The sequence below is a fragment of the Mesorhizobium sp. 1B3 genome, from assembly GCF_050958605.1.
GTDB lineage: Bacteria > Pseudomonadota > Alphaproteobacteria > Rhizobiales > Rhizobiaceae.
In genome coordinates this window covers 163,284-178,794 of record NZ_JBJHDO010000011.1, presented here as the reverse complement: position 1 = coordinate 178,794, position 15,511 = coordinate 163,284, and the positions used below count along the sequence as shown (strand labels likewise).

At 61.7% G+C, this 15,511-nt stretch carries 13 protein-coding genes; 3 read left to right on the top strand and 10 right to left on the bottom strand.

Annotated elements, in window-relative coordinates:
• Positions 1-76: 76 nt before the first annotated feature.
• The gene (locus ACCO56_RS25750) at positions 77-400 is read right to left on the bottom strand and encodes a hypothetical protein (RefSeq protein WP_433643748.1); all 324 of its coding nucleotides are present in this window, start codon (positions 398-400) and stop codon (positions 77-79) included.
• A gap of 178 nt (positions 401-578) precedes the next feature.
• Positions 579-1,520, bottom strand: a complete 942-nt coding sequence (locus ACCO56_RS25745) for an LLM class flavin-dependent oxidoreductase (RefSeq protein ID WP_433643747.1) — start codon at positions 1,518-1,520, stop codon at positions 579-581.
• Between the two features lie 436 nt (positions 1,521-1,956).
• Here ACCO56_RS25745 and holA point away from each other — a divergent pair, with 436 nt between their 5' ends.
• Positions 1,957-2,994, top strand: a complete 1,038-nt coding sequence (holA, locus tag ACCO56_RS25740; protein ID WP_433643746.1) for a DNA polymerase III subunit delta — start codon at positions 1,957-1,959, stop codon at positions 2,992-2,994.
• A gap of 267 nt (positions 2,995-3,261) precedes the next feature.
• Here holA and ACCO56_RS25735 read toward each other — a convergent pair whose 3' ends face one another.
• The 5 genes from ACCO56_RS25735 to mnmE form a co-directional block, all read right to left on the bottom strand.
• Positions 3,262-4,134: a ParB/RepB/Spo0J family partition protein gene (locus tag ACCO56_RS25735; RefSeq protein WP_433643745.1), complete on the bottom strand. Its 873-nt coding sequence runs from the start codon at positions 4,132-4,134 to the stop codon at positions 3,262-3,264.
• Positions 4,135-4,171: 37 nt separating this feature from the next.
• Complete coding sequence (locus ACCO56_RS25730; protein ID WP_433643744.1) at positions 4,172-4,963, bottom strand: ParA family protein; 792 nt, start codon at positions 4,961-4,963, stop codon at positions 4,172-4,174.
• 51 nt (positions 4,964-5,014) lie between these two features.
• Positions 5,015-5,647: a 16S rRNA (guanine(527)-N(7))-methyltransferase RsmG gene (rsmG, locus tag ACCO56_RS25725; RefSeq protein WP_433643743.1), complete on the bottom strand. Its 633-nt coding sequence runs from the start codon at positions 5,645-5,647 to the stop codon at positions 5,015-5,017.
• On the bottom strand, positions 5,644-7,518 hold the full coding sequence (mnmG, locus tag ACCO56_RS25720; protein WP_433643742.1) for a tRNA uridine-5-carboxymethylaminomethyl(34) synthesis enzyme MnmG: 1,875 nt from the start codon (positions 7,516-7,518) through the stop codon (positions 5,644-5,646). The genes rsmG and mnmG overlap by 4 nt, the downstream gene beginning before the upstream one ends.
• A 245-nt stretch (positions 7,519-7,763) precedes the next feature.
• Positions 7,764-9,092 carry a tRNA uridine-5-carboxymethylaminomethyl(34) synthesis GTPase MnmE gene (gene mnmE / locus ACCO56_RS25715; RefSeq protein WP_433643741.1) on the bottom strand — a complete coding sequence of 443 codons (1,329 nt, stop codon included), beginning with the start codon at positions 9,090-9,092 and terminating at the stop codon, positions 7,764-7,766.
• 42 nt (positions 9,093-9,134) lie between these two features.
• On the opposite strand from mnmE, the gene ACCO56_RS25710 reads away from it, so the two are divergent.
• Entirely contained in the window at positions 9,135-11,156 is a 2,022-nt protein-coding gene (locus ACCO56_RS25710) for a thioredoxin domain-containing protein (protein WP_433643740.1), read from the top strand.
• 66 nt (positions 11,157-11,222) lie between these two features.
• On the opposite strand, the gene rho is transcribed toward ACCO56_RS25710, so the two are convergent.
• From rho to hemE, 3 genes are all read right to left on the bottom strand, one after another.
• Positions 11,223-12,488: a transcription termination factor Rho gene (gene rho / locus ACCO56_RS25705; protein WP_433643739.1), complete on the bottom strand. Its 1,266-nt coding sequence runs from the start codon at positions 12,486-12,488 to the stop codon at positions 11,223-11,225.
• 210 nt (positions 12,489-12,698) lie between these two features.
• Positions 12,699-13,247 (bottom strand): protoporphyrinogen oxidase HemJ, encoded by a 549-nt coding sequence (gene hemJ / locus ACCO56_RS25700; protein WP_433643738.1) that lies wholly within the window; start codon positions 13,245-13,247, stop codon positions 12,699-12,701.
• On the bottom strand, positions 13,244-14,278 hold the full coding sequence (gene hemE, locus ACCO56_RS25695; RefSeq protein ID WP_433643737.1) for a uroporphyrinogen decarboxylase: 1,035 nt from the start codon (positions 14,276-14,278) through the stop codon (positions 13,244-13,246). Before hemE ends, hemJ begins: the two co-directional genes overlap by 4 nt.
• A gap of 306 nt (positions 14,279-14,584) precedes the next feature.
• Between hemE and ACCO56_RS25690 the strand changes: the two genes are divergently transcribed.
• Positions 14,585-15,502, top strand: a complete 918-nt coding sequence (locus tag ACCO56_RS25690; protein ID WP_433643792.1) for a pyruvate, water dikinase regulatory protein — start codon at positions 14,585-14,587, stop codon at positions 15,500-15,502.
• Positions 15,503-15,511 lie beyond the last annotated feature (9 nt).

Here is a 15,511-nt window from a genome sequence, read left to right as displayed (position 1 = left end):
CGCGCCCAGGCGCGCGCCGAGAATGAAATGTACAATGTCGCGGATTGGCGTTCGCATCCAGCGTGGAAAATACGCGCTATGCCTTCAATCGGGCGACGCAATGCGCGCGCAAGACGCGGGCCGCCTCCGCATAGCTCGCCTGACCCGCGTCGAGGGCAAGTTCGTCGACATCGCGCAACACTGCGAGCACGTCCTCCAGGACACGCATCGGCAATATATCGGTGCATGTCCGCATTCGCCCGAACACCGCGCTGATGGCCGTCGGCCGGCCGTCGCAATCGACCGCTGGTTCCGGTGCTTCGGGGGCCCAGTTCTCGAACGCTTCCACCGCATCCTCGAAAGCCTGATGGAGAAAGATCGGCGCGTGGCCCTCGTGAAGCGGGGGGAGAAGATATCTCATCGGTTCCTCACCTGTTGGTTGGCGGCTGTTCCCCCGCCCCGTCAACGCAACTCAAACGACGCGACTTTCATGACACCCGAAGGCCCGGGACAAGGCAGGGTCGGTCATGGCACGAAAAAACGCAACCCGTTTCTGCCGCTCCCCGCGATTTTGCATCGACGCCTGTCTTGGCTGGCGGTCAGCTGGCCCGCCGGGGCAGGTCGCGCGGAGGTGGCAGCGACATGGCCGCAAGATCGCCGGTATGCCTGCTCCGGTGCCGATCGGCGTTGCGAATCAGCGGGATGACTTGGCGGCCGAACGCCGCCACCTCCTCGCCTGTAGCGAAACCATGCATGACCAAATGGGAAACGCCGATCGCATGATAGTCGAGGATCGCAAGCGCGACCTGCTCCGGCGTGCCGGCGACCAGTGTTGCGGCGCTGGCCCCGCGGCCCGGCCCAGCTTTTGCCCTGGCTTCTGCTTTGTTTCGGCCGATGGCCGCGCGAAGCGGATATGAGAACTGAATGGCACTTGCGCGCCCGTGATTGGCCGCAGTGCGCCGAACGCGCTCTACGGTGAGACCGGCGCCGGCGACCGTCGACGAGGGCAGCGCGAATATGTCTGCGTGACGGGCCGCCACCTTGATGGCCAGTCCCGAAAGCCCCCTAAGCATAATCGGCACGCGACCGTCCCGGCAGGGCTTCGCGGTCGTGAAGGCACCTGCAACCCGATAGTACCGGCCTTCGTGGTCGAAGGGCACGTCATTCGCCCACAGCCGCTTGAGCAGAACGAGATATTCGTCGAGACGGCCTTGCCTTTCCTCGTGATTCTGCGTGCCGTTTTCGGCAACGGCGATTGTCAGCCGCCCGCCGCTCAACCGATCGAGAGCCGCGATCTGCCGGGCAGCGATCTCCGGAGCGACGAGACCGGCTTCATGGGCGGCCGCCACCCTGAGCTCGGCGGTAGAGTGCAAGATGTAGGACGCTAGCAAGATCGCATCCTGCCCCTGGATGCCGAAGGGCAATGCGACCTCGTCGAAGCCGTTCTGCTCGGCGGCGGCCGCGAAGTCACGCAGCCTTCGCGCATCGGCGGATCCGTGCACCGCAGGGATGCAGGCGTCGGCGACGAATTGGATAGTCATGGCATTTCTCCTCCGCTGGCTCGATCCGGTCTAAGCCGAAAATTGAATGAACCTGGATGGAACTGCCCCTCCCCAACTGCTCTCAGTCGCCCTCAATGGCCGAGAACGCCAAAGACAAAGGCCGCCGTGAAACCGACGGCGAGAAGGAATGCGGTCGTGGCCGCCACATGCCTGAGCACTTGGACGTTCGACCGGCGAGCAGCGTTTGCCACCGTGCGACGGCCAGCAGAATTGGAAGGAAACGTCATAGGACCTCCGTTACTTCCTCTTAGTCTAGCGTTTTAGTAGACTTTGTCGATTTTAAAGTTTCGCATTCGGGTAGGCAATGATGCTCCAGATCGCGCGCGACGGAGAATGACGTACTTCCGGGCGCTACGATCAAAGTTCCCCTCATGATTTTGATGCGCGCGCGGCTGTCGCGTGCTAGCGAGGCCTCATGGCACAGAAAAAGGCGCATGAGGTCGACGGCTGGCTGGCGCGGCCCGACGGAGCGGTGAAGATCGTCCTTCTCTACGGACCCGATCGCGGGCTGGTCTCGGAGCGGGCGCGGCTTTTCGCCGGCAAGACGGGTCTTCCCCTTGACGATCCTTTTTCCGTCGTACGGATCGACGCGGGCGAAGCCGAACAGCAACCGGGGCGCCTCATCGACGAGGCGCGCACCGTCCCGATGTTCTCCGACCGCCGGTTGGTTTGGATCCGCAACGCAGGCGCGGGCAAGACGTTCGCCGAGGAGATTAAGGTGCTTGCCGGCGATCCGCCGCGCGACGCAGTCATCCTCATCGAGGCGGGGGACCTCAAGAAAGGCGCGGCGCTGCGTAGCGTCGTCGAAGGTGCCTTCGCGGCGATCGCGCTGCCTTGCTACGCCGATGAGGCGAAAGGCGTCGATGCCGTCATCGATGACGAGCTGCAGAAGGCAGGAATGACGATCACGCTGGAAGCCAGGCAGGCGCTGCGGCGCAGCTTGGGCGGGGACCGCATGGCCTCGCGCGGCGAGGTGGAGAAGCTCGTGCTCTATGCACAGGGCAAGGATCAGATCAGCCTGGAGGATGTCGAACTGGCGATTGGTGACGTGGCCGGGCTGTCCGTCGACGAGGTGATCGATTCCGTGCTCGATGGCCGGCTCGATGTCTTGGAGACCGCTTTCGCGCGGCTGGTGGCCTCCGGCAACAACCAGATCTACCCGATGCTCGCCGCCGCGATGCGTCAGTTCCAGACCCTGCACGCACTGCGCGGGGCGATGGATTCCAAAGGGCAATCCGCGGCTGCGGCCGTTGCGGGCGCACGGCCACCCGTCTTTTTTTCGCGACGCAGGACCGTCGAAAACGCCTTGCAACGCTGGAGCGCCTCCGGCGCCGCCCGCGTTCTGGAGCGCCTGCAAAACGCGGTGCTCCAGACCAGGCGCCGGCCCGAATTGGCCGAAGCAATCGCCCGGCACACATTGCTCGCTATCGCGCTCGACAGCGGTAGAAGATAGATCGGGCGCTCCGCGCGCGGAGACCCGCCACGGTCATGCCGTGCATCCTTCGAGGCCCGCTTCGCGGGCACCTCAGGATGAGGAGCGTTGGCGACACGGAAGTTTACGGCACGTCGCGGGAAAAGGATTCACGCCCGCGCTGTAGAATCTTGATTTTACGCATGCCTTTTCCAGAGGCCGGCTTTCCGGGTTCAGGAAGGCAAACTGGGGCCAGCGGACCTCATCCCGAGGTGCCCGCGAAGCGGGCCTCGAAGGACGCACCGCGCTTCAATCCTGAAGCTTGCGACAGAGTTCGTCGAGCTGCTCGAGCGTGCGATACGCGATCCTCACCTCGCCACCCTTGTCCTTGTGGCTGATGGTGACGCGCAGGCCGGTCACGTCCGTCAGCAATTTCTCGAGCGCAAGCGTATCGGGATCCTTGTCCTGACCGGCCGACGGAACGCGTTCTTTCGTCGCCGCTTGCGGCTGCTGTGCGAGGGCTTCGGCCTGGCGAACGGACAGCCCCCCCTCCACGATACGCTTGGCGAGGCCGGCCGGGTCCTCGGCGGTCACCAGGGTCCGGGCATGGCCTGCGGAGAGGGAGCCGTCGACGAGCATATCGCGAACCGCGTCGGGCAGCTTCAGCAGCCTCAGCGTGTTGGCGACATGGCTGCGGCTCTTGCCGATCACCTGGCCAAGATCGGCCTGGGTGTAGCTGTGCTCGTCGATCAGTTGCTGATAACCAAGCGCTTCTTCGAGCGGGTTGAGGTCGGCGCGTTGCACGTTCTCGATGATTGCCAGTTCGAGTGCGACGCGATCGTTCACGTCACGGATGATAATCGGGATCTCCGTGAGGCCGGCGCGCTGAGCTGCGCGCCAGCGCCTCTCGCCAGCAATGATCTCGTATCGGCCACTCTCTGATGCTGGCCGCACCACCACGGGCTGAACGACGCCGTGCTCGCTGATGGATTGTGCGAGGTCGGCGAGGTCGGCATCCCCGAAATGGCGCCGCGGGTTGCGCGGATTGGGTGACAGGAACTCGATCGGTGCCCGCCCGTCAGCGCTGACGGGACGGTTCTCGGCCGCGGCCGGCTTGTCGATTTCGCCGATCAGCGCGGCAAGGCCACGGCCAAGGCGTTTGCGCGAAAGGTCGTCACTCATCGTCTCGTTCCGGTCGTTTCGTTGGCAGGTCGGGTGGTCATGCCGCGCGCAGCCTCCGCTCGCGCCGGATCACTTCCGAGGCAAGCTGGAGATAGGCCTGGCTGCCGCTGCATTTCAGATCGTAGAGGATGGCCGGTTTGCCATAGGACGGCGCTTCGGAGACACGCACGTTACGGGGAATGACGGTTTCGTAGACCTTGTCGCCCATATGCGCCCGAACGTCTTCCACCACCTGGTTGGCAAGATTGTTTCGGCCGTCGAACATGGTGAGGACGATGCCCTGTATCGCCAGATTGGGGTTGATGGTGCGGCGGACTTGGTCGACGGTCTGCAGCAACTGGCTGAGCCCTTCCAGTGCGAAGAACTCACATTGGAGCGGCACCAATACGGAATCGGCGGCCGCCATGGAATTGAGCGTGAGGAGGTTGAGTGAGGGCGGGCAGTCTATCAACACATAGGAATAAGGCACGCCCTTGTCCTCGCGCAGCGCATTGCGGAGTCGCACAACCCGATCGGGCGCTCCGGCGATCTCCATCTCCACGCCCAGGAGATCGAGGGTAGAGGGAACGATCGACAAGCCGGGAACAGCCGTCGGCAGGGCCGCCTCTACGATCCCCATTGCCCCTGTCAGCACGTCGTAGGACGAAACGCTGCGGTCTTGCCGATCGATGCCCAGGCCCGTGCTGGCATTGCCCTGAGGATCGATGTCGACGATCAGCACGCGCTCGCCGATCGCGGCAAGGGCGGTGGCCAGGTTGATGGCGGTCGTTGTCTTGCCGACGCCGCCCTTCTGATTGGCGACTGTAATAATGCGAGGACGGTTCTTCATTTTCCGAAACTAGGTTCTCTGAGGCCGTTCAGCGGTGACACCCTCTTTGCGTTACCGCGGCCGGAGGTTTCGAATTTCCAGGATGACGCTTTCAGGGTCGATCCGACTTTCATGTTCTACCAGATCGAGATTCCACGCGTCACGGCTTTCTTTCACTTCGCCGCGGTAATCCCGTCCTTTATGAAACAGCCCCGTTGCGCCGGCCATGAGCCAGGGCGAGGTAAGGTTCAGCAGCATAGAAAGAGGCGCCAGCGCGCGTGCCGTGACGATCTCCGGTTGCCGAATGAGCTCGTATGCGTCTTCGATTCGGCGCGCATGCACGCGAACCGTATCTCTGTAGCGCCCAAGTGCGGTCTGGAGGAAGGCAGCCTTCTTTCGGTTGCTCTCGACCAGGTCGATTCGCGCGCCCTCGCGATCTTGAAGGATGATCGCCATCACAGCGCCGGGAAACCCGCCGCCCGAGCCGAGATCCAGCCAAGCCCTGGCATCGGGAGCCAGCGATGCCAGCTGCGCGCTATCGAGGATGTGCCGCTTCCAGACATAGGAAAGGGTCGATGGAGCAGCAAGGTTGATTCGATCCGCCCATTTCAGGAAGATAGCTTCGTATTCGGCGAGACGCTCGAATGTTTCACGTGAAACGGGGCCCGCGACAGCTCGCAGGCCTTCAAATCGAAGGTCGCTCACGCGGCGTTCCGCGATGCGGCCTCTTCAGCATTGCGTATGTGCGCGATGATGAGCGAGATGGCCGCTGGCGTCATGCCGTCGATTCGCTGCGCATCGGCGATCGAACGCGGGCTGCGCTCCCTGATCTTCTGCTTCAATTCGTTTGACAATCCAGGTACCTGCGAAAAATCGAGATCGCTCGGGATCATCCGTTGTTCCTCCCGACGAATCGCAGCGAAGTCGGCTTCCTGCCTGTCGAGATAGACGGCGTAGCGCGCCTCCGTTTCCAGTCGCTCCGCCGTCACGGGATCCACATCATTCAGGTCAGGCCATATCGATGCCAAACGGGCGAAATCGATTCCCGCATAAGCGAGCAATTCATATCCACTGCGCCGCACGCCATCTTGGCTGATCTCGATGCCGTTTCGTCTTGCTTCATTCGGCGTCAGGCCAAGCCCCTTGATCAGCGTGCGGGCATGATCGAGCGACTGCCGTCGTTCATCAAACCGTCGCCCACGGGAATCCGACACAATTCCAAGTCGTATACCCGTCGGCGTCAGCCGTTCGTCTGCATTGTCTGAACGCAGCGAGAGCCTAAACTCCGCCCGCGACGTGAACATCCGATATGGCTCGCTCACGCCGCGACTGACGAGGTCGTCAATCAATACCCCGATATAGGCTTCGGTTCGGCTGAGAGTCACGCCCTCCGCTCCCCCTGCCCGCCGCGCCGCATTGATGCCGGCGAGAATACCCTGTGCCGCTGCCTCTTCGTATCCGGTGGTGCCATTGATCTGCCCCGCCAGGAAAAGCCCTTCCACGCGCCGCGCCTCGAGGGTCTGGTCGAGCTCTCGCGGGTCGATGTGATCATACTCGATCGCATAGCCAGGCTGGAGCATCACGGCTCGTTCGAGGCCTGGAATGCCCGCGAGAATGGCAAGTTGCACGTCTTCAGGAAGCGACGTCGAAATGCCGTTGGGATAAACCGTGTCGTCATCCAGCCCTTCCGGTTCCAAGAAGATCTGATGCCCGTCCCGGTCGCCGAACTTCACGACCTTGTCCTCGATGGATGGGCAATAACGGGGGCCTATTCCTTCGATCGAACCGGAATACATGGCCGACCGATGGATGTTCGTCCGGATGATCTCATGCGTGGCCGCCGTGGTGCGCGTAATACTGCATTCGATCTGCGGCGTCGTGATACGATCCGTCATCAAGGAGAAAGGAACGGGATCGATGTCCGCGGCCTGCTTCTCCAGCGACGCCCAGTCGATCGTCTTACCATCAAGCCGAGGCGGCGTTCCCGTCTTCAGGCGGCCAAGCCTGAACCCGGCCCGAGCCATCGTCTCGGACAAGCCGAACGAGGCCTTCTCGTTCATGCGCCCGGCTGGAAACCGTCTTTCCCCAATATGGATAAGCCCTCGCAGGAACGTTCCTGTGGTCAGCACCACGGCACCACAGGAAATACGCTTCTCGCCTTCAAGAACCACGCTGGCGACACGCCCATTGGAGATCTCGATATCCAGGACCTCGCCTTCCACGACGTCCAAACGAGGATGCTCCGTGATCGCTCGCTGCATGGCAGCCTTGTAGAGCTTCCGGTCGGCCTGGGTGCGCGGTCCCCTCACCGCCGGTCCCTTGCGGCGGTTGAGCAGCCGGAACTGGATTCCTGCCGCGTCGGCAACCCGCCCCATCAGCCCATCGAGCGCATCCACCTCGCGCACGAGATGCCCTTTACCAAGGCCGCCAATAGCAGGGTTGCACGACATGGCTCCGATCGTTGCGAACTGGAGCGTGACAAGCGCTGTCCGCGCCCCGCCGCGAGCAGCAGCGGATGCGGCTTCGCAACCTGCGTGACCTCCACCGATCACGACGACGTCGTATGTCATTTCCATCGAAGCATACTCTTGAATCCTGGGGAGCAGATGCGCTCTCCGCCGTCTCAAGTCAAGAAAGGGACTACCGAAGGCGTTGAAAGTTTCACGTGAAACGCTTCATGCCCTGCTCCACAAACGGGCAACTCAATGTTTCACGTGAATCTCTTGGCACGAACAGATGATGTTTCACGTGAGTCACTTGGAATGGCTTCGTCCCGCGCCCGGACGGCGTCATGAAGCCAGCAATTCATGTTTCACGTGAGTCACTTGCCGATGCAAAACTCCGAAAAGATCGTGTCGAGCAGATCCTCGACATCCACCGCGCCCGATATCTTCCCTAGGCTGGAACCGGCATCCCGCAATTCCTCTGCCCTGAGTTCCAAGGCCATGCTTTCCTGTGCGACGGCTGCGTCCAACGATCTTGCGCATCGTTCGAGCAACGCGACGTGCCGCACCCTTGAAGGAAGGACGTCAGCCATCTTTTCCGTAGCATCTTGCGCCCGTCTGCTGATCTCGCTCATCAGCCCATCGATGCCGTACCCGGTCTTCGCAGAGATCAGCACATCAAACGCATTCGCGTCACGTTGGGAGTCAATTAGATCGGCTTTCGTACCAACCCGTATGCGAGGCGCAGTTCCCGTTATCGCCACATCGACTGGTTCATCCAAAGCCTGAAGTTCGAGAACGAGATCCGCGCGTTCGGCGCGTGCCAGTGCGCGCTCTATACCTATTGCCTCGACCCGCCCCGCCCCTTCCCGAATCCCGGCCGTATCGACCAGGACCGCCTTCAATCCAGAAAGATCAAGCGCGACTTCGACCAAGTCGCGCGTCGTGCCGGGTTCATCTGTGACGATGGCCGCTTCTCGGCGCGCCAGGGCGTTGAGAAGGCTCGATTTTCCTGCATTGGGTGCGCCCACTATGACCACCTGATACCCCTCCCGGATGATCTCCGCGGTGTGGTATCCGGAAAGGTGCGCTCTGATATTCCTGGCCAACGCGGCCATGTCTGCCCAGACCTGGTCCGATACCGAGCCTGGAACGTCCGCTTCGTCGGAAAAATCGAGCTCAGCCTCGATCATGGCGCGCCCATGCACGATCCTTCGGCGCCACTCCGCATAAAGCGTCGCTTGTGCGCCTTCTGCATTGGCAGTGGCGAAGCGGCGTTGCGCCTCCGTCTCGGCGCTGATCAGATCAGCAAGCGCCTCGGCTTCGACGAGATCGAGCCGCCCGTTCAGAAAAGCCCGCTTCGTAAACTCGCCCGCTTCGGCGTGCCGGAAATCCTCGAATGTCCCGAGCGCCTGGAGAACTGCCGCCACGACCGCCTTGCCTCCATGGAGCTGCAGTTCGGCGCTGTCCTCACCCGTGAAAGACCCCGGCCCCGGCAGGAAGATCACAATCCCGCGATCCAGAACCTCGCCCGACCGTCCCCGGATTGGACGATAGCTGGCATGCCGTGCTTCCGGCACCATGCCGACCATTTCCCGCAACGCGCGCTGCGTACCCGGCCCCGAGAGGCGGATCACCGCCACGCCCGCCGGCAGCCGCCCGCTCGACAGAGCAAAGATTGTGTCCTTGAAGATTGTCGCCGACATGCCTGCGCCCTACTGTTTCAGTGTCCCAGCCGGAGTATGACCGTGCCGCTTCCCGCATCAAACCTGCTTGCCCAGGAAACCAGTCCTTATCTGCGTCAGCATAAGGACAACCCAGTCCATTGGCGTGGCTGGTCCGCCAAGGCCCTCGCCGAGGCCCGGGAACTCGACAAACCGATTCTTCTGTCCATCGGCTATGCCGCCTGCCATTGGTGCCATGTCATGGCCCATGAGAGTTTCGAGGACGACAGCGTCGCCGGGGTCATGAACCGGCTTTTCATAAACATCAAGGTCGATCGGGAAGAACGGCCGGACATCGATCAGATCTACATGGCCGCGCTGTCCGCGACAGGCGAACAAGGCGGCTGGCCCCTTACCATGTTCCTGACGCCCGAAGGCAAGCCCTTCTGGGGCGGCACCTACTTCCCGAAGCAGCCGCGATATGGCCGACCGGGGTTCGTGGAAGTCCTCGAAGCAGTTCATCGCGCCTGGACCGACAAGCGCAAGGAGATTGACGAAGGCGCCGATATCCTTACCGGCCATGTCTCGGCTCAGTTGGCGATGACCCGCCAGCCCACCCCGCTGGATCCGGAACATTTGCCGGCCCTTGCTCGGGGGATCAACGGGATGATCGATCACGAGCGGGGCGGCTTGCGGGGAGCACCGAAGTTTCCCAACGCGCCCTTCATGCGGACGTTGTGGCTGAGCTGGCTTGGCCGGGGCAATGTCGAACATCGCGACAGCGTTCTTGTCAGCCTTCGCAAGATGCTGCGTGGCGGCATCTACGATCATATCGGCGGCGGCCTCAGCCGCTATTCGACCGACGCCGACTGGCTGGTCCCCCATTTCGAGAAGATGCTCTACGACAACGCCCAGCTTCTGCAGCTGGCGGGATGGGCTCATGCCGAAACAGGCGAAGACCTGTTCAAGGTCCGCATAGAAGAAACGGTGTCCTGGCTCCTGCGCGAAATGCGGGTCGACGACGGCGCGTTCGCCTCGAGCCTCGATGCCGATACGGAAGGCGAGGAGGGCCTCTTCTATACCTGGAGCCGCGACGAAATCGAATCGGTCCTTGGAAGCGATGCGGCGATCTTCCTTTCTGGTTACGAGCTGGCTGCGCCGCCTGGCTGGGAGGGCAAGCCCCTCATCCGGATCGATCCGTCGCTCCTGGACATCACTCCCACACTCGCGCCGCAACTCTCCGTCATGCGGGAAGCGCTCCTTGAGGCACGCGAGAAACGCACGCGGCCGGGTCGCGACGACAAGGTCCTTGTCGACTGGAACGGACTTGCGATTGCGGCATTGGCACAGGTCGCCAGGCAATTCGACAGGGCAGACTGGCTGAATGCAGCCGAGGCGGCCTTCCGTTTCGCTGTGCGATCTAAGGACGCGGCCGGCCGACTGCCCCATTCGATCCTTGGTGGAAAGCGGCTTTACCCCGCTCTTTCCTCGGACTACGCCGCAATGATCACCGCCTCGATCGCGCTCTTCGAAGCGACGCGGGACCGTGCTTACATCGATCATGCGAAGGAGTTCGCAGATCTGCTCGATCTCTGGCATTCAGACGGCGCCGGGAGCCACTATCTCAGTGCTTCCGACAGCGGCGACGTTTTGGTGCGCATCCGAGGCGACGTCGATGAAGCCGTGCCCTCGGCGACAAGCCAGATCCTCGAGGCGATGACCAGGCTCGCCTCCCTGACGGGTGAAACTGCTCGACAGGAGAAGGCCTGGGCGGCCGCCGAGGCCGCCGCCGGCAGGGCCGCCGGCCTGACCTATGGCCAGGCCGGGATCGTGAATTCCTGCGCGCTGACGCTCGATCCGATCAAACTCGTCGCGATCGACACTCCCGAACAGAGAACTCTTGGCGAGGTTGCCGATCACCAACCCGATCCGCGGCGCGTCGACATCCTGTTGACGGTCGGCGACCGGAATTCGCTACCCGCCTTGCCCGGCGGCGTCGTGCCCGATCCCGCAAAGGCTGGAGCATGGCTCTGTAGCGGCAATGCCTGCCTGCCGGTCATTACCAGCGCCCGGGAGCTTGAGTCCTCCTTGGCAGGAGGGAGATAAAAAAGCGCGCCAATCGAGGCGCGCCTTTGAACAAAGGAATAAATCAAGATCTCTCCAGAGAAGAGATCAAGTATTCATCGAATCAAAGAATTCTGAATTTGTCTTGGTCTGCTTCAGCTTGTCGATCAGGAACTCGATAGCGTCCGTCGTTCCCATCGGTGCCAGAATACGCCGCAACACGAAGATCTTCTGAAGATCGGCGCGCGGTACGAGCAGGTCTTCCTTACGAGTCCCGGACTTCAGAATGTCCATGGCCGGGTAGATGCGCTTGTCCGCCACCTTCCGGTCGAGCACGATTTCGGAGTTGCCCGTGCCCTTGAACTCTTCGAAGATCACCTCGTCCATGCGGCTTCCCGTGTCGATCAGCGCCGTTGCGATGATGGTGAGAGAACCGCCTTCTTCTATATTACGCGCGGCACCGAAGAAGCGCTTCGGGCGCTGCAGGGCATTTGCGTCGACACCGCCGGTCAATACCTTGCCGGAGGAAGGCACGACGGTGTTGTAGGCGCGGCCGAGACGGGTGATCGAATCGAGCAGGATGACGACGTCGCGCCCATGCTCGACAAGGCGCTTGGCCTTTTCGATGACCATTTCGGCGACCTGCACATGTCGCGCCGCCGGCTCGTCGAAGGTGGAGGAAACGACCTCGCCTTTCACCGAACGCTGCATATCGGTCACTTCTTCCGGGCGCTCGTCGATCAGAAGCACGATCAGATAGCATTCCGGATGGTTCGACGTGATCGAATGGGCGATATTCTGCAGGAGCACGGTTTTGCCGGTGCGCGGCTGCGCGACGATCAGGGCACGCTGGCCCTTGCCGAGCGGCGCCACCAGGTCGATGACACGCGGCGAAATATCCTTCGTCGTCGGATTCTCGACCTCCATTTTCAGCCGTTCGGTGGGATAAAGTGGCGTCAGGTTGTCGAAGTGGATCTTGTGCCGGATCTTTTCCGGATCGTCGAAGTTGATCGTGTTGACCTTGAGAAGGGCGAAATACCGTTCGCCTTCCTTGGGGCTGCGGATCGGCCCCTCGACCGTATCGCCGGTCTTGAGTGAAAAGCGGCGGATCTGCGAGGGAGAGATGTAGATGTCGTCAGGCCCCGGCAGATAGTTCGCATTGGCCGAGCGGAGAAAGCCGAAGCCGTCCTGCAAAACCTCCACGACACCGTCGCCGATGATCTCGACGTCCTGCGCGGCAAGCTTCTTGAGTATCGCGAACATCAGCTCCTGCTTGCGCATCACGCTGGCGTTCTCGACCTCGAGCGACTCGGCGAACGCGATCAGGTCCGTCGGTTTCTTATTCTTGAATTCGGTAAGTTTCATTTCCTGCATAGTGCGGACTCTGAAGCTGCTCTGGAAAAAAATCGGCGATACGCGATGCATGCCGGCCGCGCTCGAAAAGGTGAAAAAGTCGGCGCATGGCGGGGAGGGAAGGATGCCCTTTTATCCCTCCCGCTCCTAAAGAGCAAGCTGCGTTTTCCAACCGCGCCTACTTTCGCAGGGCCTCCTCGGGGGGACGCGCAGCCTAGCCGATCGCGTCCGTCAGAAGGGCTTCACCACGACCAGGATGACGATGGCTATCATCAGTAAAGTAGGTACTTCGTTCATGATTCGCCAGTGCCTGGCGGATTTCGTGTTCCGATCTTCGGCAAACATGCGGACCGCGCGCGAATAATAGCCGTGCACGGCCGACATTCCCACCACAAGGCCGATCTTGGCGTGCAGCCAGCCGCCGGAAAAACCAAAGCCCCGCCATGCCAGCCACAGGCCGAGCACCCAGACAGCGGTCATGGCGGGATTGATGATGGCCCGAAGCAGGCGCCGTTCCATGACCTTGAAGGTCTCGGAGGCGACCGAACCCGGCTCGGTCTCGGTGTGATAGACGAAAAGCCGAGGCAGATAGAGCATGCCGGCCATCCAGGCGATCACCGCGATTACGTGAAGCGCCTTTATCCAGAGGTAGAGGCCGGCCGGATCGAGCCAGAAGAGAAGCGCCGCCAGGACCGCAAAGACGGCGATCGCCGCGGCTGCCCGTTTCATGGCCGTGGCGCCGCTCTTGCCCGCCATGTCGCGCGCCGTTTCCTTGCTCATGGCCTGCTTGCCCCCCGAATCCGAGCAAGCATTGCCTCCACGTTTCGGATAGGAGCTTCAGGCGTGATGCCATGACCGAGATTGAAGACCAGCGGCCCCTGCCCGAGCGCGGCAAGGATCGTGTCGACCCCTTCCTCCAGGGCGCGGCCGCCGGCGACGAGACGCAGCGGATCCAGATTGCCTTGGACAGCGCCTTCCTTCTGGAGCCTCCGGGCCTGCGAGTGAGGTACCGACCAGTCGAGTCCGAGCGCCGTCACTCCTGTCTCACGGCGATATACGTCATAGAGGCTTCCGGCACCCTTGGGGAAGCCGATAATGGGTACGTTCGGGAATTTCGCCCTCACGCGCTTCACCATCCGGGCAACCGGGTTGACGCAGAAGGCTTTGAAGCAAGGCTCGTCGAGCACACCCGACCATGAATCGAATATCTGCACGGCGTCCGCACCCGCTTCGATCTGCCGGATGAGATAATCCGCGGAGCAATCGGCAAGGTGGGTCAGCAGCTGTTCGAAAGCCTCGCGGTGGCGATAGGCGAACAGCCTGGCAGGGGCCTGATCCGGGGTCCCATGCCCGGCGATCATATAAGTCGCAACCGTCCAGGGAGCACCGCAGAAGCCGAGCAGCGTGGTCTTGTCAGGAAGCTCCGAACGCAGCCGCCGTACCGTCTCGTAGACCGGAGAAAGATTCACGTGAAACGTCGTGTCGTTCAGTCTCGGGATCTCGTCGGCTTGGATCGGGTTCATCAACGGCCCCCTTCCTTCTTCGAAGCGAAGTTCGCGACCGAGCGCATGGGGAACGACGAGGATATCCGAGAAAAGGATAGCAGCATCGAAGTCGAACCGCCGGATCGGCTGCAACGTCACCTCGACGGCAAGATCCGGATTGTAGCAGAGATCGAGGAAGCTCCCCGCCTGCCGGCGCACCTCCCGATATTCGGGAAGGTAGCGGCCCGCCTGCCGCATCATCCAGACGGGCGGAGGGAATACCGTCTCGCCTTTGAGCACGTCGATGACGATCCGTCTCGAAGCCATGATTGTCGCGTTCTCCAGTCCGGCTCTCCTTAAATCAATTCCTTGGAAAAGAGTCTTCTGATTCTATGACTCTGTAGGAATCGGGAATTCCGGCTTTTCGACTCCAGCCTCCCGAAAGTCGGGATCCCCCTCGTCGGAGGAAAATGTGACAAGCCCCTGTTAACATTGCGGATAGCGACAGATTTGTTCACGATTCCAGATGCTTGCAGCAAGCTTGGCCGAGCAGTCGCGAATCGACCGTTGTGACAAAGAGACGCTGACCCCGAATCTCTCCACAGGCCCGTTTCGAAGTTCACGGCACCCCGGATTGTGGAAAGATGGCCCTCTGATACAGTCCCCTCCGACCCGGCACCCCGGCCGGCCGGGCTTATCCACATTAGGCCACAGCAGGGCGTGAATCGTGTGAACAAGCCGCAGAGCTTCTTCCATCTTCATCTGATTTCCGATGCGACGGGCGAGACTCTTCTGGCAGCCGGCCGTGCCGCTTCCGCGCAATACAAGGATGCGCGCGCCATCGAGCACATCTATCCGCTGATTCGGACCGAACGGCAGCTCGCCAAGGTTTTCGAGGAGATCGATCAGGAACCCGGCATTGTCCTCTATACGGTCGTCGATCAGAAGCTTGCGCGCATGATCGACGAACGGGCGGCTGCCATGGGCCTGCCCTGTGTTTCCGTGTTGGAGCCGGTGCTGACGGTGTTCCAATCCTATCTCGGCACACCCGCCGGCCGCCGCGTCGGCGCCCAGCATGTGCTGGACGCGCAATATTTCCGGCGCATCGACGCCCTGAACTTCACCATGGAGCACGACGACGGCCAGTTGCCGCCGGATATGGAAGATGCCGATGTCGTCCTTATAGGCATCTCGCGTACATCGAAGACGCCGACCAGCATCTATCTGGCCAATCGCGGCATCAAGACCGCAAACATTCCGATCGTGCTCGGCGTATCCATGCCCGAAACTCTGATCAGAGCGCGACGCCCGCTGGTCGTCGGCCTCGTCGCCACCGCTGAGCGGATCTCCCAGGTTCGCCAAAATCGCTTGCTCGGAACCACTGCCGGCTATGACGCACGAAGCTATGTCGATCGTTCTGTCATCGCCGAGGAACTGGCTTACGCGAGACAGATCTGCACGCGGCACAACTGGCCGATGATCGATGTCAGCCGCCGTTCGATCGAGGAGACGGCCGCCGCCATCGTTGCGCTGCGGGGAAAGACGCGATAGGCCTTTTTG